Source organism: Aeromonas schubertii (assembly GCF_000820105.1).
Lineage (GTDB): Bacteria > Pseudomonadota > Gammaproteobacteria > Enterobacterales > Aeromonadaceae > Aeromonas > Aeromonas schubertii.
The window spans coordinates 1-19,227 of the sequence record NZ_CDDB01000060.1 but is presented as its reverse complement, the minus strand read 5'-3'; the positions used below and the strand labels follow the sequence as shown (position 1 = coordinate 19,227).

Annotated in this window: 17 protein-coding genes; all 17 read right to left on the bottom strand. The window is 62.8% G+C overall.

The annotated features are described in order from the left end of the window. Window positions 1-292 precede the first annotated feature (292 nt). Window positions 293-1,741, bottom strand: coding sequence for a metalloprotease TldD (tldD, locus tag BN1133_RS12185; protein WP_050666796.1), 1,449 nt, complete (start codon window positions 1,739-1,741; stop codon window positions 293-295). After that, window positions 1,738-2,580 (bottom strand): carbon-nitrogen hydrolase family protein, encoded by an 843-nt coding sequence (locus tag BN1133_RS12180; RefSeq protein WP_050666795.1) that lies wholly within the window; start codon window positions 2,578-2,580, stop codon window positions 1,738-1,740. The genes tldD and BN1133_RS12180 overlap by 4 nt, the downstream gene beginning before the upstream one ends. A gap of 14 nt (window positions 2,581-2,594) precedes the next feature. After that, entirely contained in the window at window positions 2,595-2,915 is a 321-nt protein-coding gene (locus tag BN1133_RS12175; protein ID WP_050666798.1) for a Dabb family protein, read from the bottom strand. Window positions 2,916-2,938: 23 nt separating this feature from the next. After that, window positions 2,939-6,763: a YhdP family protein gene (locus BN1133_RS12170; protein ID WP_050666794.1), complete on the bottom strand. Its 3,825-nt coding sequence runs from the start codon at window positions 6,761-6,763 to the stop codon at window positions 2,939-2,941. Beyond that, window positions 6,764-8,233, bottom strand: a complete 1,470-nt coding sequence (rng, locus tag BN1133_RS12165) for a ribonuclease G (RefSeq protein WP_050666793.1) — start codon at window positions 8,231-8,233, stop codon at window positions 6,764-6,766. 77 nt (window positions 8,234-8,310) lie between these two features. Next, window positions 8,311-8,889, bottom strand: coding sequence for a Maf family protein (locus BN1133_RS12160; protein ID WP_050666792.1), 579 nt, complete (start codon window positions 8,887-8,889; stop codon window positions 8,311-8,313). Between the two features lie 2 nt (window positions 8,890-8,891). Continuing rightward, window positions 8,892-9,377 carry a rod shape-determining protein MreD gene (gene mreD, locus BN1133_RS12155; protein ID WP_050666791.1) on the bottom strand — a complete coding sequence of 162 codons (486 nt, stop codon included), beginning with the start codon at window positions 9,375-9,377 and terminating at the stop codon, window positions 8,892-8,894. Continuing rightward, on the bottom strand, window positions 9,377-10,261 hold the full coding sequence (gene mreC, locus BN1133_RS12150; protein WP_050666790.1) for a rod shape-determining protein MreC: 885 nt from the start codon (window positions 10,259-10,261) through the stop codon (window positions 9,377-9,379). The genes mreD and mreC overlap by 1 nt, the downstream gene beginning before the upstream one ends. 112 nt (window positions 10,262-10,373) lie before the next feature. Beyond that, complete coding sequence (locus tag BN1133_RS12145) at window positions 10,374-11,414, bottom strand: rod shape-determining protein (protein ID WP_050666789.1); 1,041 nt, start codon at window positions 11,412-11,414, stop codon at window positions 10,374-10,376. 203 nt (window positions 11,415-11,617) lie between these two features. Beyond that, window positions 11,618-15,265 (bottom strand): DUF6701 domain-containing protein, encoded by a 3,648-nt coding sequence (locus BN1133_RS12140; RefSeq protein ID WP_050666788.1) that lies wholly within the window; start codon window positions 15,263-15,265, stop codon window positions 11,618-11,620. Further along, on the bottom strand, window positions 15,262-15,735 hold the full coding sequence (locus BN1133_RS12135; protein WP_407922043.1) for an MSHA biogenesis protein MshP: 474 nt from the start codon (window positions 15,733-15,735) through the stop codon (window positions 15,262-15,264). The genes BN1133_RS12140 and BN1133_RS12135 overlap by 4 nt, the downstream gene beginning before the upstream one ends. Then, window positions 15,725-16,558 carry a PilW family protein gene (locus tag BN1133_RS12130; RefSeq protein ID WP_050666787.1) on the bottom strand — a complete coding sequence of 278 codons (834 nt, stop codon included), beginning with the start codon at window positions 16,556-16,558 and terminating at the stop codon, window positions 15,725-15,727. Before BN1133_RS12130 ends, BN1133_RS12135 begins: the two co-directional genes overlap by 11 nt. Next, window positions 16,558-17,118, bottom strand: a complete 561-nt coding sequence (locus tag BN1133_RS12125; RefSeq protein WP_050666786.1) for a type IV pilus modification PilV family protein — start codon at window positions 17,116-17,118, stop codon at window positions 16,558-16,560. Before BN1133_RS12125 ends, BN1133_RS12130 begins: the two co-directional genes overlap by 1 nt. Next, window positions 17,105-17,596: a prepilin-type N-terminal cleavage/methylation domain-containing protein gene (locus tag BN1133_RS12120; protein ID WP_050666785.1), complete on the bottom strand. Its 492-nt coding sequence runs from the start codon at window positions 17,594-17,596 to the stop codon at window positions 17,105-17,107. The genes BN1133_RS12125 and BN1133_RS12120 overlap by 14 nt, the downstream gene beginning before the upstream one ends. 54 nt (window positions 17,597-17,650) lie before the next feature. Then, window positions 17,651-18,151, bottom strand: a complete 501-nt coding sequence (locus BN1133_RS12115; protein ID WP_050666784.1) for a prepilin-type N-terminal cleavage/methylation domain-containing protein — start codon at window positions 18,149-18,151, stop codon at window positions 17,651-17,653. A gap of 12 nt (window positions 18,152-18,163) precedes the next feature. Then, window positions 18,164-18,793 carry a type II secretion system protein gene (locus BN1133_RS12110; protein WP_050666783.1) on the bottom strand — a complete coding sequence of 210 codons (630 nt, stop codon included), beginning with the start codon at window positions 18,791-18,793 and terminating at the stop codon, window positions 18,164-18,166. A 61-nt stretch (window positions 18,794-18,854) separates the two neighbouring features. After that, a partial coding sequence (locus tag BN1133_RS20355) for a hypothetical protein (protein ID WP_050666782.1) occupies window positions 18,855-19,227 on the bottom strand: 373 nt, incomplete at its 5' end.

Below are 19,227 nucleotides of genomic sequence, written 5' to 3'. Positions count from 1 at the left end.
AGTTGGCATGGTATTGCTCCTATTGGTTGAACGGTGATAACACTCATCCGCCAATAAGCAGCAACCGTGCCATACGAAACACAGAATAAATACCAATTATAAATCAACAAGTTACATGCAAACTAGCGTTCCTGCGCCACAGGGCGGCGCAACTTATTGCGCGAGGCAGACTGATTGTCCGGCATTTATTACATCTGCGGCTTAAAACTCCACCCGATGAGCAATCCATTGCTCCAGACCACACATATGACTGGCCAGGATAAAAAATCCCCGGCCAGGCCGGGGATTGATGCTACTGGGTACCACCCACAGTGAGCTGGTCGAGTTTGAGGGTGGGCTGGCCGACGCCGACCGGCACGCTCTGCCCCTCCTTGCCGCAGACACCCACACCGCGATCGAGCTTGAGGTCGTTACCGACCATGGAGACCTGACTCATGGCCTCGGGACCGTTGCCGATCAGGGTCGCTCCCTTGATGGGGGCGGTGATCTTGCCGTCCTCGATGAGATACGCCTCGGAGGCGGAGAAGACAAACTTGCCCGAGGTGATGTCCACCTGACCACCGCCGAAGTTGGGGGCGTAGATGCCACGCTTGACCGAGGCGATGATCTCCTCGGGCTCCGACTCACCGGCCAGCATGTAGGTGTTGGTCATGCGCGGCATGGGCAGGCTGGCATACGACTCACGCCGGCCGTTGCCGGTCAGGGGCACCCCCATCAGGCGGGCATTCTGCTTGTCCTGCAGATATCCCTTGAGAATACCGTTCTCGATCAGCACGTTATAGCCACCCGGCGTCCCCTCGTCATCGATGGTCACAGAGCCGCGCCGCCCGCTCAGGGTGCCGTCATCGACGATGGTGCACAGGCTGGAGGCGACCCGTTCGCCGATGCAGCCGGCATAAGCCGAGGAGCCCTTGCGGTTAAAGTCCCCCTCCAGACCATGACCCACCGCCTCGTGCAGCAGCACACCGGGCCAGCCGGCGCCGAGCACCACCGGCATGGTGCCGGCCGGGGCGTCGATCGCCTCCAGGTTGACCAGGGCCTGGCGCACCGCCTCGCGCACATAGCCGAAGGCGCGGCTCTCGTCTCCCTCAAGCTCGAGGAACCAGTCGTAACCGAAACGACCACCACCGCCACCGCTGCCCCGCTCGCGACGACCGCCCTTCTCGGCAATCACGGTCACCGAGAGGCGCACCAGGGGGCGAATGTCGGCGGCCAGGGTGCCGTCGCTGCCGGCCACCAGCACCTCTTCGTAGACGCCGCTGATGGAGGCCATCACCTGGGTGATGGCAGGATCCAAACTGCGGGCGAAGCGGTCCATCTGCTCGAGCAGGGCGATCTTCTGCAGCTTGGAGAGGCTCTCGAGCGGGTCCATCGCAGGATAGAGGAGCCCGGACTCATTACGCCGCCAGGCCTGCACCCGACCGCTGCCACCACTGGCTGCGATGCCGCGGGCCGCCACCACAGATTGCTGCAGGGCGGTGAGGCTCAGCTCGTCGGAGTAGGCAAACCCGGTCTTCTCACCGCTGACGGCTCGCACCCCGACCCCCTGATCGATGTTGTAGCTACCGTCCTTGACGATGCCGTCTTCCAGCATCCAGGACTCGTGCCAGCTGCGCTGGAAGTAGAGATCGCCAAAATCGATTCGGTGGCTCATCAGGCTGCCGAGCAGCCCCTCGAGCCGGCCGGGGTCGAGGTCGTGGGGGATCAGCAGGGAGGCGCTGACCTGCTCAAGTAGACTCAATCTCGTTCTCCATCGCCGTGTTCGGCGTTCATGTTCATCAGACGGGCGTGGCGCAGTACCGGCATGCGCTCACCCAGCAGGCTTGCCTGCTGCGGGTCGAAGCGGGCACTCACTACACCTGCACCCTCGCCCTTGCAGGCGACCACAGTTCCCCAGGGATCGACGATCATGCTGTGGCCGAAGGTCTCGCGGCCGGTTTCGTGATCGCCCCCCTGATTGGCGGCCACCACCCAGCATTGATTCTCGATGGCGCGGGCCCTTAGCAGGGTCTCCCAGTGAGCGGCGCCGGTGAAGCGAGTGAAGGCAGCCGGCACCAACAGGATGCGGGCCCCGGCGGCGACCAGGGTGCGGTATAGCTCGGGAAAGCGCAGATCATAACAGATGGAGAGCCCCAGCGTCCCCAGCGGCGAAGGCACGGTGACCGGGTGCTCACCCGGACTGAAGGTCTCGGACTCCCGGTAGCGCCCCTGGCTGTCGGCCACATCCACATCGAACAGGTGCAGCTTGTGATAAACCCCCTGGCATATCCCTTCGGGATCAAACACCAGCGAGCTGGTGTGGATCCGCGCCTCCCCCTCGATGCGGGTTGGCATGGCGCCGGCTACCAGCCAGATATTGTGCTCGCGGGCCCACTCGGCCAGCTGTGCCTGAATCGGCCCCTCGCCGAGGGACTCTGCGCCGTCGAGGTAACCCTGGCGCTCACCAAACAGGGCGAAGTTCTCCGGCAGCAGGGCCAGCAGGGGGCGCTCGGCCGGCAGCTCGGCCAGCAGAGCCGCTATGAGCTCGCGGTTAGCAGGCCAGTGGCGGCCAGAGACCAGTTGCAGGGCAGATAACCACATGGGCGGACTCCTTGTCACACTGAGAATGCGTCATCCCGGGAGAGGGTGTAGTCAAAGACAATGATTCGTTCCAGCACGGGGCGAAAGCGTTGCTTGAGAGCCTCGTGGTCGGGATGGGGCAGATAGCGCTGGCGGGCACGCTCATCGGCGAAGGTCATCAGGACGCAGTGGGTAAATCCCTCCTCTTTCCCCTCCGGGCTGTCGGCGAGCCCCCACTCCACCGCGAGGACACCGGGTATCAGCCCCGGGATGGCCAGAAATCCCTGACGCACCGCCTCTATCTCGGAGGCGGCAGCACCTGGCTTGAAGGTCACCAACAGAATATGACGGATCAATCGAGCCTCCTTGGCGAACTGACTCATGGACGAATGGGGGGCTTGGTCGCCGCCTCGGCCTCTTTGCGCTGCTCCTCGTTGAGCTTGATGCGAGCCTTGTCACGCCCCGCCTCGGTCAGCTGAGGGTTATCGAGGGGTCCCTCTACCCGAAAATCGATGCGGGTCACCACATCCACCACGGGTTCGAGCAACTTGGAGAGGGCAAACACATAGAGGCCGGTCACCGGTGTCACCGAGAAGGCCGCCACCACCGGCAGGGTTCCCCCCAGGTTGGGTGAGAAGCTGAGCTGATAGTCGAGGTTCCAGCGCACCAGATCCGCCACCCCCTCACCACGCAGATTACCGGCGGCCCCCTTCATATAGAGATCCCGGTTCTCGATCACCCCCTGCCGGGCCTTCAGTGTGGCAGTGATGGACTCGAAATAGAAACCCTTGTCGAAGACGTCGCGAAAATCGAGCTTCAGCTTGCGCACCAGGGAGTCGAAGCTGAGGAAGGAGAGCAGGCGGGCGCCGCGATCGTTCACCTCCCGTATGGTGCCCCCATCCAGACGCACCTTGGCATCGCCCCCCAGGGTCGTCAGTTGTGGCCGCCAGGGTACATCCTGCCACCCTCCGCTGAACTCGATATCGGCCGGGGTGTCGCCCAGGGGAGAGACGTAGCCAAAACGGCGCAGCAGCAGTTCGCTGTTGGCACTCTTGAGGCGCCCCTCGAGTCGGGTCTGCATCCGGGTTCCGTCGCTGCGCCACACCCCCTTGCCGTTGAGGGTCGAGCCGGCCAACTCCATCTTGAAACGATCCAGATTGACCCGACCGGGAGCAGGTTTGAGCTCTCCGCTGACCTGGCCGAGGGGCAGCTCGCCGAAGCGGCAGTCGGCGCAGGTGAAGGTGAGCCAGGGAAGCTGTGCAAGCAGGGTCTGATCCGCCCCAAGATCGGGAGTGCCCCGGAAGTCCTCACTCGAGCCGGACCAGTGCAGGCGGCCAAACTGGGCCTCGACCGGCCGACTGCGGCGGGTCGGCACCCGCACCACCCCGAGCACCTGGGGACTGTCGATCATCACCTCGGTGGCCCCCTCGACCGCCCCCACGGTGAATTGCACCGCCTTGAGGGTGGCCGAGCCAATTCGGGCCTGATTGATGCGCCCATCGACCCACCAGGGAGAGGGCCAGAAGGCAGGCCCCTCCAGGGAGGCCCCGTCGCCACCACGGGCCGGTAGCCAGCCCGACAGGCGGGAGAGCCAGGCCCCTACATCGGCCTGGTTCTGGCTGATGGCCAGCAGCAGGGGGGCATCGCGGATCACCCGGGTACCCGGTTGACCCAGATTGGCGCGCAGCCGGGTCAGGCGGGCCGGACTCTGGCCATAGTCGAGGCGGGCCGAGAGGTTATGCTCGCTTCCCAGCACGGCGTGGATATCGGCCTTGCCGTTTTGACCCCGCGCCGTGACCCTCAGGGGCAAGACACTCCCCGCCGCCTTGGTGAGCGGTGCCGGCAGATCCAGCGCCATCCCCTGCAGATCCGAGGCGAGATCGACGCTAAATTGCAGCGGCCGGGCGTCATTGAGGTCGACGCCCACCTTGCCACTCCAGCGGCCCTTGCCCTTGAGCACCTCACTGCCCGGCAGCGCAAGGGTCGAGCGCGAGGAATCCCACTCCCCCTTGATGCCCACATCGACCCGATATCCGGCCGGACGCACGGCGCCGCGATAGTCGAGGGTGACCGGGTTACCGTAGAGGCGGGCGCTCACTCCCTTGAAGCCCGTCTTCTCGTTGTCAAAATCCAGGATGCCCCTGACCTCCTCCAGCGGGAGGTCCAGCGCCGCCAGGCGTACCTTGCTGCGCTCGAACTCGGCCTGCCCCGCCACCTTCACCTCGGCGCCGTTGAGGGGGATGTCGAGGCGCAGGGCCCCCTCCAGGGGGCCGCTGACCTGTACCTGCTCGAGAGCCTGCCCCACCGAGTCCCGCAACGGCGAGTCGTTCAGGTAGCGGGTCACCTCTCCCCCGTCCCCCGCCACACTGGCGGCGATATAGAGGTGGGCATCGGGGGCGAGATCCGGGATCAGGGCATGGATCCGCTCACCACGTACCTTGCCCAGTCGTGCCGAGGCACTCTGCATATCGAGGGAGGCGTTCTGGAACAGCAGATCGAGCTGCAGGTCGGTCAACGGTTGCCAGCCGGGATCGAACTGGAAGCGAGCCTGCTCGAGGGGCACGGCCGCCTGGAAGATGCCCTCGCCGTCGGCATAGGGGAAGTCCTGCAGGGCCCCGTACCAGAGCAGGCTGGCCCCCTTGGCGCGTCCTCCCTGGAGGGCTGCGCTCAGATAGTCGACCAATCCCTTGTCCATGGCCTGCAGGGGATAGTAACGATCCGCATGGGCGGCGTTCTTCACATCCACCGAGCCGGTCAGGGCCAGGAAGGGGCGCGCCTCCAGATCGAGGCGAAAGCGGGTAGCCAGGGAGAGATCCGGATTGGAGAGGGCGATATCCTGGCCGTAGAGCACCCAGTTTCCCCGCTCCCGCCACCAGTCGAGGCGGCCACCGAAGCTGTCGACGGCGATGGGGCGCTTGAAGTGGTGCCCAGTATCGATCCGATCTTTTGCCAGACTCAGGGTGAGGGCGCCCTGCTCCGGCGTCAGCCAGAAGCGGCCATCCAGGGAGCCGATACCGGGCACCCACTGCCACTGCCTGAGGCCCAGCCCCTGCAGGGTGCCGCTCAGCGAGGGTGACTGCCACTGAGCATCCGAGCGCAGAACAAGATCGTGGATCTCGCCGCTCGGCTTTGTGGCGGCCAGGGCCTCGGTCGCATCGGGGTAGAGGCCGGAGACGATCTGACTGAGCAGGGCCAGCTTGCCGAGCTCGACCCGGGGGGCATAACCCAGGATCTGATCGCCCTTGCGCTCCAACTGCAGTTGGCTGCGCAACCAGGGGCGCTCGTCGAGCTTGAGCTGCACGTCGTAACTGGCCAGCTGCCAATCCTGCTCATCCCGGCGCAGCTGGATCTGGCCACCGCTCAGTCCAAGCCGGTGCATCTGACCCTTGTCCTTCCAGATCAGATAGTTGTTGCCAAACTTGAGCAGGCTCTCACCCCACTCACGGCCCTGAAACTCGCTCCACAGTTGCAGGTCAAGCTGCCCCTCCAGACGCGGCTCACCGGCGTGGATCCTGGCCAACAGGGGGGTGATGTTGAGGCGATGGGCCCCCAGATAGAGACGCCCCGAGAGATCGTCCAGACGGTGGGAGCGTCCCTTGAGATCGATGATAAGATCCAGCGTGCTCTCGCCGATACCGTCCACCAGATAGGCCTTGCCGACCCCCTGATGGCGATTGCCCCGGTTCTGCCAACCCAGCTCGGCGATGCTGAGGGTGGTGAGCTCCCCCAGGGGCGTCTTGAGACGCAGCCGGCTATCGTGCAGGGAGAAGCGGCGGAAGCTGCCCAGCACCACCTCCAGCAGGGGGTCAATGCGCTGCTGCTGTTCTCGCGAATTCTGTTGGGGGCGGGTCAGATCGAGGGTGAGATCCAGCCCATGGAGCTGCAGATCGCGAAAATGGGGAGCGGCGCTGCGCAGGGAGCGCCAGAGATCCAGGCTGAGCGAGGCGCGAGAGAGGGTAAAACCGAAGGGGCTGTCCGGGGCATCGAGCCGCAGCCCCTCCAGGGAGAGAGCGGGCCCGCGTCCGACCCAGGTTAGCCCCAGGCTCTCGACCCTGGCGCCCGGCCCGAGCAGCCGGGTGACCAAAGCCTCCTTGTGCTGGTTGAGCAGGGGGCCGCCCAGACGAACGGCGCTGATCCCGATGGCCAGCAGCACGAACAGGACCCCCAGGGCCAACCAGGCCCGACTCAACCAGCGGTGAAGCATTTACATCATCACCACATCAAACTGTTCCTGGCTGCAGAGCGGCTCGCTCACCACCCGGACCTGCTTGCCGATGAAGACCTCGAGCTCGGCCAGGCTATGGGACTCCTCACCACGCAGGAACTCGGCCACGGCCGGGGCGGCGTAGACGGTGAACTGATCCGCATCATAGGCCCGGTTGACCCGGATGATCTCGCGCAGGATCTCGTAGCAGACCGACTCCACCGTCTTGACCCGACCGCGCCCCTGACACTCGGGGCACTCGGAGCAGAGCACATGCTCCAGGCTCTCGCGGGTGCGCTTGCGGGTCATCTCCACCAGGCCGAGCTGGGAGAAGCCGTTGACGTTGGTCTTGGCCCTGTCTTTGGCGAGCGCCAGCTCCAGGCTGTGGAGCACCCGGCGCCGATGATCTTCCGACTGCATGTCGATGAAGTCGATGATGATGATGCCGCCGAGGTTGCGCAGGCGCAGCTGGCGGGCGATGGCCGCCGTCGCCTCGACGTTGGTGTTGAAGATGGTCTCTTCCAGGTTGCGGTGGCCGACGAAGGCGCCGGTATTGATGTCCACCGTGGTCATCGCCTCGGTCTGATCGATGATGAGGTAGCCACCGGATTTGAGCTCGACTTTGCGCTCCAGGGCACGCTGGACCTCGTTCTCCACGTCGTAGAGATCGAAGATGGGGGACTCACCGGGGTAGTACTCCAGCTTGCCCGCCAACTCGGGGACATACTCCTCGCAGAAGCGCTTGAGGGACTCGAAGCTCTGGCGCGAGTCGACCCGGATCTTGTCGAGCTCGGTGCCGACGAAGTCGCGCACCACCCGAAACGCCAGGCTGGGATCCTCATAGATGACCCGGCACGGCGGATACTTCTGCTTGCGCTCGAGGATCTTGCGCCACAGGCGCTTCAAGAAGGCGGCATCCTGCTCCAGCTCCTGCTCCCCCACCCCTTCGGCGGCGGTACGGATGATGAAGCCGCCCAGCTCGTCCACATAGGCGCTGACCACCCGCTTGAGGCGCTCACGCTCGGCCTCGGACTCGATGCGCTGGGAGACCCCCACGTGGGCGCTGCCGGGCATGAAGACCAGATAGCGGGAAGGGAGGGTGATATCGGTGGTGAGGCGGGCCCCCTTGGTACCCAGGGGATCCTTGACCACCTGTACCATGATGTCCTGCCCCTGGCGCACCAGCTCGGCGATGTTGCCGGCCTGGAACTGCTCCTTCTCCTTGATGGCCACGCACTCGGTGTGCGGCACGATATCGGAGGCGTGCAGGAAGGCGGCCTTGTCCATGCCGATATCGACAAAGGCGGCCTGCATGCCGGGCAGCACCCGGCTGATCTTGCCCTTGTAGATATTGCCGACGATGCCGCGCCTGGCCTGGCGCTCCACATGCACTTCCTGCAACTGACCATTCTCGACCAGGGCGACCCGGGTCTCGGAGGGGGTCACGTTAATCAACAGCTCTACGGACATATGACTGCTTCCTGATTTTTATAAGATTCTGATGAAACAGCGCGTCCAAAGCTGGAGGGACCAGAAGAAGGCGGGGTTCAGCGCTGTTCCAGGGCACTCTTGATGAGCAGATCCGTCTCGAGCAGGGGCAGGCCGACCACGGCGCTGTAGCTCCCCTCGATACGGCTGACAAACTTGCCGGCGATCCCCTGAATGCCGTAGGCACCCGCCTTGTCACAGGGTTCACCGGTCTCCCAATAGGCCTCGATCTCGGCCTCATCCAGCTTGCGGAAGGCCACGTTGGTGGTCACCAGCCGCACGTCGCAGCGATCGGCCGACGCCAGGGCTACCGCCGTCATCACCTGATGCACGCGACCGGAGAGGGCCTCGAGCATCTCCCTGGCATCGATGAGATCGGAGGGCTTCTCCAGCACTCGCTCACCGAGCACCACTATGGTGTCGGCACCGAGCACAGGATGTCCCTCGGGGGCCACGGCCAGTCCGGCCTGTGCCTTGTCGCGGGCCAGCCGGCAGACGTAGTCCTGGGGCTTCTCCCCCTCCTGCCGGCGCTCCTCGACGTCACAACGCAGCACCTCGAAACGATAGCCCAGCTGAGTCAGCAGCTCGCGGCGGCGTGGTGAGCCGGAGGCCAGGTAAACTTGAATTCTGTTATTCATAACTACTTGATATTGAAGTGTCTTCTCAATTGACGCAAGACCAGAAAGAGCCAGGGCCAGAGAAACATGGTAGAGAGGGTAGACCAGAAGTAGACCACGTTCAGGGTTGCCCGGCTAAACAGATGCTCGGCCCAGAAGACGGTGACCTTGCCCACCAGGGTAAGGCAGCCCACGATGAGGGCCTGTTGCCACACCGAGAAGTTGCGGATCTTCTGAAACTGGAAGGCCGCCAGATAGACGACGATGGCCATGGCCATGGCGCGCACCCCCAGGGTGCTGCCGAGCAGCACATCGAGCAGCAGTCCAGCAACCCAGGCGCTGCCCACATTGACTCTGTGGGGCAAGGCCAGGGCCCAGTAGACCAATACCATGGCGAGCCAGTCAGGCCGGAAGGGGGCCAGCTGGATCGGCAGAGGCAGAATGGAGAGGCTCAGGGCCAGCAGGATCGACAACCAGATCCAGAGCCGGCCACTTGCAGGTTGCAACATCAGGATTTCTTCTCCGCAGCGGGTGCCGGGACGCTGGCTCGCTCGTCATCGTGGAGCTCGGGACGCTTGTCGGTCCACAGCAGCAGCATATAGCGCAGCCGATCGAGGGGCACCAGGGGCTTGGCCTCTACCTGGGCAAAGGGCTTGCCCTCCACATAGTCGGCTCGGGTCACGGTCGCCACCGGGTAGCCTTCCGGGAAGCGGCCGCCAAGGCCCGAGGTGACCAGCAGATCGCCCACCTGGATGTCGGTGTTGCGCGGCAGGTTGCGCAGCTCCAGCCTGTCGAGCTCACCGCTTCCGGTGGCGATGGCGCGCAAGTCGTTACGCAGCACCCGCACCGGCAAGCCGTGGCTGGCATCGGTGATGAGCAGCACCCGACTGGTGGTGGACCCCACGTGCAGCACCTGACCTATCACGCCGAGATCGTTGATCACCGGCTGACCGTTGTAGACGCCGTCGAGGGCCCCCTTGTTGATCAGGATCTGGTGGCTGAAGGGGTCGGAGTCGACCGAGATGAGCTCGGCGACCATCTTGCGCGACTCCTTTTGCACCGGCGAGCCGAGCAGCTCGCGCAACCGCTGGTTCTCATGCTCCAGATGATCCATCTGCAACAGGCGGGCGCGCAGGGTGAAGAGCTGTTGCTCCTGCTGTTTGGTCTGTTCGATCAGATCGCTGCGGGTCTGCACCTGGTCGGACATGGAATCGAGCAGTATGCCGGGCGCGTTGGCGAGGTACTGCAACGGACTGACCAGGGAGCCGAGGTAGACGCGGACGTGCTCGAATGCATTGAAGCGGGAGTCCGCCACAATGGCTGCGATGGAGACAACCACGGCGAGAAAGAGCCGCAGTTGAAGCGAGGGGCCTCGGCCAAATATCGGTTTCATAAAGCGTTACTGGTGTCACCCTGTCGGGTCGAGCCGCATTGGCATCCGATGGCGGCCTGCAGACAGGCACAGGCCACACAAAAGAGCCGGCGTCTTGCCGGCTCATCTTCTGTCACTCGTAGTGGAACAGGTCACCGCCGTGCATGTCGATGAGCTCCAGCGCCTTGCCACCGCCCCGGGCGACACAGGTGAGCGGGTCCTCGGCGACCACCACGGGGATGCCGGTCTCTTCCATCAGCAGGCGATCCAGGTCGCGCAGCAGGGCGCCACCACCGGTCAGCACCATGCCGCGCTCGGAGATGTCGGAAGCCAGCTCGGGCGGGGACTGCTCCAGGGCCACCATGACGGCAGAGACGATGCCGGAGAGGGGCTCTTGCAGGGCCTCAAGAATTTCGTTGGAGTTGAGGGTAAAGCTGCGAGGCACACCCTCGGCCAGGTTGCGGCCGCGCACCTCGAGCTCACGCACCTCTTCGCCCGGATAGGCAGAGCCGATCTCGTGCTTGATGCGCTCGGCGGTCGCCTCACCGATCAGGCTGCCGTAGTTACGGCGCACATAGTTGATGATGGCCTCGTCGAACTTGTCGCCACCGATACGCACGGATTGGGAGTAGACCACGCCGTTGAGGGAGATGATGGCCACCTCGGTCGTACCGCCACCGATGTCCACCACCATAGAGCCGGTCGCCTCGGAGACCGGCAGGCCGGCACCGATGGCCGCCGCCATGGGCTCGTCGATGAGGTAGACCTCACGGGCACCGGCGCCGAGGGCCGATTCCTTGATGGCGCGGCGCTCAACCTGGGTAGAGCCGCACGGCACACACACCAGCACACGGGGGCTGGGGCGGAAATAGTTGTTGTCGTGAACCTGCTTGATGAAGTGCTGCAGCATCTTCTCGGTCACGTAGAAATCGGCGATCACCCCATCCTTCATGGGGCGGATGGCGGAGATGTTGCCCGGGGTACGACCCAGCATCTGCTTGGCCGCGTGGCCAACGGCGGCCACCGACTTGGCGTTCCCGCGCTCTTGGCGAATGGCGACAACGGACGGTTCGTTGAGGACGATCCCCTGATCCTTTACATAAATCAGGGTGTTGGCTGTTCCCAGATCGATCGACAGATCGTTGGAGAAGACGCCTCTGAGCTTTTTGAACATGGCTACGGGAAATCCTAAGAATTTGGAAGAGCAGAAAACCGGCTAACTTTACCAATGCCCATCACGCCCTGCAAGCGAACAACCCCTTACCAATGGCCTGACACGACAATTTATGCGAGCCGTCACTTACCTTGTGCCGCCCGCCTCCTGCCGTGGCCTGAGCGGGCGACGAAAATAACGCCATCTATCAATCCGCAACCGGATTAATTAAGGCGCTCCCGACGATAGATGATGCGATCGTTTCCCCGGGATACACCAAAGATGGCCTCCCCCTGCAGAGAATCGGGATCGAAGAGCCAGAGGGGGGCTCCCGGTTGGCGCGAGAGATCGACCCGGTAAGGGACCCTAAGGGCCACTCCAGGCGCCCCCAAGTGAAACCAGGTTTCCCCCTGCACCACCCGAGTCTGCCCGGTTCCGGGAGCCTGAACACCCAGACCCAGGCGGATTTTTCCCTGTTCAGGGAAGGTGAGCATGCCACTGGCTGCGTCATAAGAGTGGCCCGCCCCGGTGAAATCATATCCGGTCAGCGTGAGCTGGGTGCAACTGTCGTCACGGTTGGGCAACCAGCTTTCCCCCTGATAAAACTCCAGCTGCTGGCGCAAGGCGAGCGGGGCACTGGCCGCACCCTGCGCCGTTCTGACGGCAAGCCGGCCGTGGCGCAGCACCTGACTCCCCAGCCTGACCGCATCACAGCGCCCGCTGGCTGCACAATCCCCCGGCTCATCGGCACGCATATCGGGACTGGCAACCCGAGTGACGGGGGGCGTTTCCCCGTCGAGGATCTGCACACCGACCGCCAGCTGTGTCAGGGGATCCTCGGGAGTTGCATTGCGGGAGAGCCGGGTATTCGGAGCCACCGAGCTCACCGGGGCCGACCCGTTCGCCCACAACAAGGTGGGCTCTTGAATGATGCGGTTGGTCAGCGTTCCCCCAAGATCCCCATTCTCGGCCACCAGCTTGCTCACCCCCTTGGCAAACGGACCGCGATAGTTAATCGTGACTCCCTCACTCTGATTACGGGCGGTGACGGTAAACCCACTGCTAAAGGGCTGCCCCGTATAAGTGAAGAGGGAACAGGCCGGCAGTATGCTCTTGTTACCAACCGCGAAATCCCACGGGACGAAGCGCCCGATGGGGGCACCCCAGCGCAGGGGAACCTGTAACTGGGGAGACTCGTCCTGGTAGCCGGGATAGGGGACAAAATCGGTGACACCGGCACGCAGCACGCCCACCTCGCTCCAGCGGGTGGCCAGACGGCCGCTGCCGGCGGCCATGGACAGAGTGGCGGGTGACAATTGCCCACGCTCGCCATTCACCGGGGCCAACAGTTGCCAATCCACCGTCAGCCCTTGGGCAGCAAACCCGGGGGTCGCTGCATCAAGGCTGTTCACCGCTCGGGCGAGCAGGTTAAAGCCTTCCCCCGCCTTGCGATAAACGGGGCATTGAGCGTAGCTGGCGTCATCGCTGCCGCTGCAAACCGGCTGCCCCTCCCCTTGCAACAGGATGGCCCTGGGCAGCACGGCAACCGTATCGCTCCCCTTGAGGTTGAGGGTCCCGCTCCCGTCGCTGCGCTGTACGCCGGCATCGAGACGCAACACACCGGCATCCGGGTATTGCAGCGTCAGCCGACCGATACCGCTCTCGTCGAAGTCCACGCTGACGTCGGCCCCCGAACTTGGCAGCGTCACGCCATTAACCACCGGCAGTGCCTGGCTGGCGGCATCGGACACCACCTTGCCATAGCCCAGGCGCAGGCTCTGGGTACCGGTCAGCAGGGGGAGACAGACCGGTGTTGTCCCTGCGTCGGAGGAGCGGATGGCCCGGATCTCGCTCATGCTGCTCTCGCCTGCATAGAAGGTGGGCAGATTAAAGCGCAGGGCCGCATCGACAAAATCGAGGGTACAGCTGCTGTCGAGCACCCCATCCCGATAACAGCGCAGGGGAGCACTCGGCGAGCTGGAGGAGATAGTCAGGGGCTGGCTACCCACCTGATAGCGCTGCAGGGTCAGGGAGGCACTGCCCGCGCTGCCGAGGGAAACCGGATTGACGCTCCACCCCTGGAGTGGGGAGAGGGTCACGTTCGCTCCCCCGTTATAAAGCTGACTGCAACTGCTATCGATACAGGCCTTGAGTTGTACCCTGGCCGATTCACAGGTCAGCGCCTGAGAGCCATAGTGCAGCTCATAGTGATCGACAGTGGCAGGGGGCGTCTGGCAGCTATAACCGGAGGAGTCGATGACTGAATTCTGCTCCAGGGAGATCCCGGGAGAACTTACCCTGCCATGGAGATAAGAGGCCGACCCCATATAGAGATTACTACCCTCCATCTGATAAAGGAGGCCTGTAAGGGTATCCCTGTCGTCCATTACCACGCTGCCATAACTGACAAGCAAGAGTTGGTTAATGTCCCCTCGGCGATTGACCGCCGGACTATTGATCAGGTTCGCCGACCCCATTGTGAGGGATTTGACAAATAACCTGACCGGCCCATCCAGCACGATGGCGGTGTCAAAATCCATGGACAACTCTTCAATCCAGTAATCACCGGCTGCAAGACGCAATGAATAAGGCTTTCCTCCCCGCCCGTCATTGAGCGTCAGTCGCTTGATGCTCACTCCCGATTGCCGGATATACAGTGATCCCTTGTATGCCACATCGATAGAACCAAAGCTGCTTCCATCTGCCGGTGTCAACTGATGTGCTGTGTTATAGGGAATAGAGAGAGAGGGCCCCTCCGGCAGCGGAAAACGAGAACCAGGCAGTGTCAATGGATTGGTATTTTGAGCCGGCAGGCAGGCACCTCCATCACAGGCCCCCCAGCTGGAACCTTTGATCTGGCCGCTGTTTTTATACCCCATCGCTCCGTACACCGAGCCCAGTACCCGACCAACCACGGGAGAGTTCTTGTTACCACCCAAATCGATATAGTGATTTGCCTGACGCCCCTGCGCAGGATAGGGAAATGCCTGCTGACACAGCCCAGAAAAGTCGCTACTCGAGTCCACCGGCGTGACACGCAGCACGATATCGTCCCAACTGATGTCGTCCCGATCCCGGGCCGGCAGGGTCTCTATCCAGAGCTCGTAATTCCCGGCCGAGAGCTCGTAATCGATATTCCAGGTGATGTCCCCGTTGCCATCGAAGTAGTAGACCAGAGGGGTGTAGGCACTGCCTGCGGTGCGGATAAACATGCGCGATCCCCCCGCAATCGCCCAGTCACGCAGGCGATAGAGGGTCAGGCTATCGAGTCGGGCCCCCCTCTCCAGGGTGAAGGTATGAATTACATAGGCCCCACTGGCCGCAGGAGGGTACCAACGGCTGGCATCCGTGTTGTCGCCAATATGGGTGCGCTCGATAAAGTGGATGGCCGTGCTGCCGCCACTCGCTACCAGCCGGATCCCCGAGAAACTGAAATCATCCCAATCCCGGCAATTGGGGACATAGCGCCCGGCATAGGCGCCGTTATTGAAGCAGCTGCCCCATACCGCCATGCGATACTCTCCGGCCGCCAACTGCCACCCCTGGGGCCGGCTGACCCTGTCCCAGGACAGATAGCCGGCCTGCTCGTTGAGCACCACATTACCGAAGCGATCCCAGATGACTACATTGACCCCGGAGTCCAGCCCCCGGCCATTTTCGAGGCGCACCTCGGCAAGGGTCAGGGGAGCGTTCAGAGAGAAGTGGATCGGGTTGACGGGCACATACTGTCCACCTCGAACCTCGACCAGCTGCGTGGGACTGAGGGCGTTGCTACTGTTATCACCGATAACGAAGTTGCCGGGCAGAAGCAAGTCTGCCCTCACCCCGGCAGAGAGCAGCCAGATAAGCGAGATCAGCAGAAAACGGGTCATGGCGTGGCTCCATCGAAGGCTTCAGCCAACACGGTGCGGCTGACCACCAGATCGGGATTGGCGCTGGTCAGGTCCACCTGGCCACAGGTACCGACACTCTCCAACCGATACCCCCTGGTTGGCGTACCGTGATAGAGCACATCGGCCACCGCGCAACGCACCACAGCCTGACATCCCTTCAGGCCGGCTTGACTGGAAAAGGTGAGGGTGCGATTCGCCTCACAGATCGGAGAAGGGTGCTGTTGTGCCGCAGTGCGATTGGGAAAGAGGCGATAGAGGGCCACCTCGATGCCGCTCTGGGCGGCCAGCAGGGCCCGGGTGCTGCGCACCTCGAGCGTATGCTTCTCACCACTGTCGGTCAGGAATCGGCCCATGGCCGCCGCCAGAAGCGCCATCACAACGATGACGAAGAGGGCGATCATCAGGGCGCTGCCGCGAGCATGGCCCATTGATTGGAGATCACGGGGCATTCCATCCCCCTATCTTGTGATTGAAGGTGACCCTCTCTCCACGATGCTCAAACACAAGGCGCACACCGAATTCTCTGTCGGCGTTGAAGGCCGCACTCTCCCGATAGAAGCGCCCCGCCGTCAGAAACTGTCCCATCAATACCCCGCTTACCGGCAATGCCCCATCCAGACTGCTGTGGCGACGGGTGATGGTGCTCCCCTCAAGGCAATAGCGCACCTGCTCCCTGGCAAAATAGACCCGGCTGCCGGGTGAGAGACCATCCAGCCGCTGGGTACTGGCATAGTGCACCGTCTGGGCTCCGGAAACCGGAGTGAGCACCGCCGTGACCTGTGCCACGCAGCGACCATAGGCACAGCCGCTCAAGAGTGAGCCGACCTCGCCATCTGGCAGGGGGAAGACGATCAGCCGATCGCCGTTTCGTACGGCACTGGCATCCGGCACCAGAGGAGCCGCTGCCGACGCAGGGGTTGCCATCACCAACTCGAGTTGTGAGCTCCCGGAGACGGCCAGATTGAGATCCAGATAACGGCTGGAGGCACTCATGGGCCAGAAGCGTAGACAGGGGCCCGAGTCCACCCAATCCCCCTCCATCGTCTCGATACGCTCCGAGCCGGGCACCGCATCGCGCAGCTCGCGATTGAGCCGCTCCATGACGAAGCGGGCATCGCTCATCAACTGTTCACGACTGCTGGCATCTCCGTAAATTTGAGTACCGATGCCGATAAACTGGCTGCTGAAGGTGGCCATGATGCCAAGCAGCAGGATGACGATCACCAGCTCAACCAGGGTAAACCCCCTGTGTCCCAACGCAAAACGGGCCATCAGTAATTCCCCCGATAGAAGGAGAAATCGAGCAGGCTCTCGTCAGGCAACTGCACCTGCAGATCGATGCGCTTGCCCACCGGGCAGGGGGCGGTGCAGCCTTGAAAAGTGCCGTCGCTAAAATCCGCCGCACTCACCCTAATCTTGACCTGATAGTTGCGGTACTCCTCACCATTGGCGCTTCCCGCCATCTGGGTATACCAGTTGGCATCGCGCCACGCGCCTGCGGTGTCGAAGTCATCCACATCGTTATAGGTGTAGGGCGTGGTCTCGCCATCCGGACCATAAACGGTCGAGCAGGCGGGAATGGTGGCACCGGTGACCGTCTCGCCGCAGCGATAACGCCCCCCGTTATGATCCGAATTCTGATCAAAGGATTTTTGCAAGATCTCGCCGGCGATCCGCTGGGCCAGCTGAGCGGCCCGCACCTGCTGCACCGGATCCACCGCACGTGGTGCCTGATTGATAAGCAGCCCCAAAATACCGGTGAGGGCCACCGCCAGCAGCACAATACCGACGATAAGCTCAATCAGGGTAAAGCCGCGACTAGGGGATCTCATGGATATACCCCTCAGACTCGATGCCCAGGCTGACTGTCTCACTACCATCACTCACCCTCACTTCGCAGCCACCATTGCAGGCAGCGAGGGGGCGCCCCATACGATCGAAGCGCACCACAAAACTGCGACTGCCCCCCAGTGTGATGCGGATATCGGAAGAGGGGGTCACGAGGCGACCACGGGTGCGCAGGTTATCGCTCCAGCCGCCGATGGCGCCGGGGGCCGGGCAGGTGGTGCCGGTCATGGCCCGCGTCAGATGGGCAAAGCCGGCGGCATCCACCACCAGCTGGGTACAGCGAACGTTGGGCTCGTTCATATTGGCGTTCTGGACCAAGCGCAGCCGGGTCACGAGCTCATCGCGCAGAGTTTGGGTTTCAACGCCGCCTTTGCCCAGCCATTTGGGCACGGCAAAGGCGGCCAGAATCCCGAGTAGCAGGATCACCAGCACCAGTTCGATCAGGGTAAAGCCTTGCTTCATCGCTCCACTCTCGATAGAAAAAGCGGGGCTGATGCCCCGCTTTCGACCAGTCGGTTAAGCACACTTGCCGCTAGTAACTGTACCTTTCTTAGCCGTCGCACCAGCCGTCGCACTACTGGCCTCGGAGTAGATCACGCAAGGGGTACCAGTTGCCGCATTTCCGTCTTTATCTGTCGAATAAAACTGATAAGTGGGTGGTGTTGCGGCCGCATCTAGCAATGCACCTTTCCAGGCTCCATCCAGACTGATCGCCTTTTCGATTCCTGTAGCATCAGCTGTCGGATAGCCATAATGAGTCGTGATATTACCACCAGCGGAGTCAACTGAAGGGGCAGGACTATCACTCTTTTTCCCCTTTTCTTCCCCTTCAAGGGCTGACTTACTGTAAACCATTTGCATCGCACTACTCACACCAGAAAGCACACCATCTGCCGCGGCCTTCTTGGCATCATCCTGCAGATTCAGAAACTTGGGCGCGGCGGTGACCGCCAGAATACCCAGAATAATGATCACTATGACCAGTTCGATCAGGGTGAAACCCGACTGCTTTTTCATCACAACATCCTCTTAGTTGATATTGGTCGTCACCTGGCCCGAGGCCGGACGATAGCTAAAACTCATAAACGCATCGGTGCGTCCCTGAGGGTCCTGATACTGGCCGTCACTCCCCTTGGAGAGGCTGTTGACCAGGTAGTAGCGACAGACAGAGTCAACACCGTTGCTCTGGGCGGTCGCGTAATACTTGAGGTCGTTGCCGCTGCCGCGCACCTCGGCGAAGCCGTCGCTCGCCTTGGGCGGATTTTGCAGCAGGCCGTTCCAGATCTTGAGACAGCGGGCCGCGGTCAGGTTACCCGGGTCCACATCCACAGTGCCGCTCCCGGCGGTATCCATGGGGTAACCGGGGGAGAGTACGCCGTCGCTCACCTGCTGCTCGGTCGGGGTGGTGAGGTAGAAACGGCTGCCGTCGTAGACGACCGTATTTTGGCCATTTTGCTTGTTGCGCCCCTCGGCCTCCCACTGGGCCCGTACCAGTAACACGCCGGTGGCAAAGCCCCCCGACACCCCTTCGACGCTCGCCTTCTTCGCCTCTTCGGTCACATCGAGAAAGCGTGGCAAGGCCGTGGCGGCCAGGATCCCCAGGATCACGATGACGATGACCAGCTCTATCAGGGAAAAACCCGCGCTCCGTCTACCCATATCTCCTCCGACACACTCTCTATTATTTCATGAATTCAAAAAAATCACAGGCATCAATCAGTTACCTTTGAGCCCCATCACTCTCGACACGTTCCAGCGCCCCATCCTGCCAGCCATAGCGCCAGCCTGCCCCGGAGAGGGAGAACTCACACCCCTCCCCCTGCTGGCGCAAGGTGAGCGCCTCACCGTCCAGCGCCCTGATACCCGTCATGGCCAACCAGAGTGCGCGGCAAGGATCCCCCTCCTCCCCGGCCCCCCTGGGCCACCCCTGCACCGAGAAGTGCCAGCGCCGCCCCTCGGCCCATAACAAGGGGGGGCGCCGCTCCATCAGCCAGAGACCGTGCAGACGCTGGCTGCGCTCCCCAAATTGAGCGACCAGCTCGCCCAGGGCCGCCTCCAGGGTGGCGCGCCTGTGACTCTGGTAGGCACTCGCC

Excerpts from the sequence above, each read along its gene's own strand:
- rng (WP_050666793.1), bottom strand. The coding sequence starts at position 8,233 with ATGTCCGTAGAGCTGTTGATTAACGTGACCCCCTCCGAGACCCGGGTC.
- BN1133_RS12130 (WP_050666787.1), bottom strand. The coding sequence starts at position 16,558 with ATGGCCCGTTTTGCGTTGGGACACAGGGGGTTTACCCTGGTTGAGCTG.
- BN1133_RS12140 (WP_050666788.1), bottom strand. The coding sequence starts at position 15,265 with ATGACCCGTTTTCTGCTGATCTCGCTTATCTGGCTGCTCTCTGCCGGG.
- BN1133_RS12120 (WP_050666785.1), bottom strand. The coding sequence starts at position 17,596 with ATGAAGCAAGGCTTTACCCTGATCGAACTGGTGCTGGTGATCCTGCTA.
- BN1133_RS12170 (WP_050666794.1), bottom strand. The coding sequence starts at position 6,763 with ATGCTTCACCGCTGGTTGAGTCGGGCCTGGTTGGCCCTGGGGGTCCTG.
- BN1133_RS12110 (WP_050666783.1), bottom strand. The coding sequence starts at position 18,793 with ATGGGTAGACGGAGCGCGGGTTTTTCCCTGATAGAGCTGGTCATCGTC.
- mreC (WP_050666790.1), bottom strand. The coding sequence starts at position 10,261 with ATGAAACCGATATTTGGCCGAGGCCCCTCGCTTCAACTGCGGCTCTTT.
- mreD (WP_050666791.1), bottom strand. The coding sequence starts at position 9,377 with ATGTTGCAACCTGCAAGTGGCCGGCTCTGGATCTGGTTGTCGATCCTG.
- BN1133_RS12115 (WP_050666784.1), bottom strand. The coding sequence starts at position 18,151 with ATGAAAAAGCAGTCGGGTTTCACCCTGATCGAACTGGTCATAGTGATC.
- BN1133_RS12145 (WP_050666789.1), bottom strand. The coding sequence starts at position 11,414 with ATGTTCAAAAAGCTCAGAGGCGTCTTCTCCAACGATCTGTCGATCGAT.
- BN1133_RS12160 (WP_050666792.1), bottom strand. The coding sequence starts at position 8,889 with ATGAATAACAGAATTCAAGTTTACCTGGCCTCCGGCTCACCACGCCGC.
- BN1133_RS12180 (WP_050666795.1), bottom strand. The coding sequence starts at position 2,580 with ATGTGGTTATCTGCCCTGCAACTGGTCTCTGGCCGCCACTGGCCTGCT.
- BN1133_RS12125 (WP_050666786.1), bottom strand. The coding sequence starts at position 17,118 with ATGAGATCCCCTAGTCGCGGCTTTACCCTGATTGAGCTTATCGTCGGT.
- BN1133_RS12135 (WP_407922043.1), bottom strand. The coding sequence starts at position 15,735 with ATGCCCCGTGATCTCCAATCAATGGGCCATGCTCGCGGCAGCGCCCTG.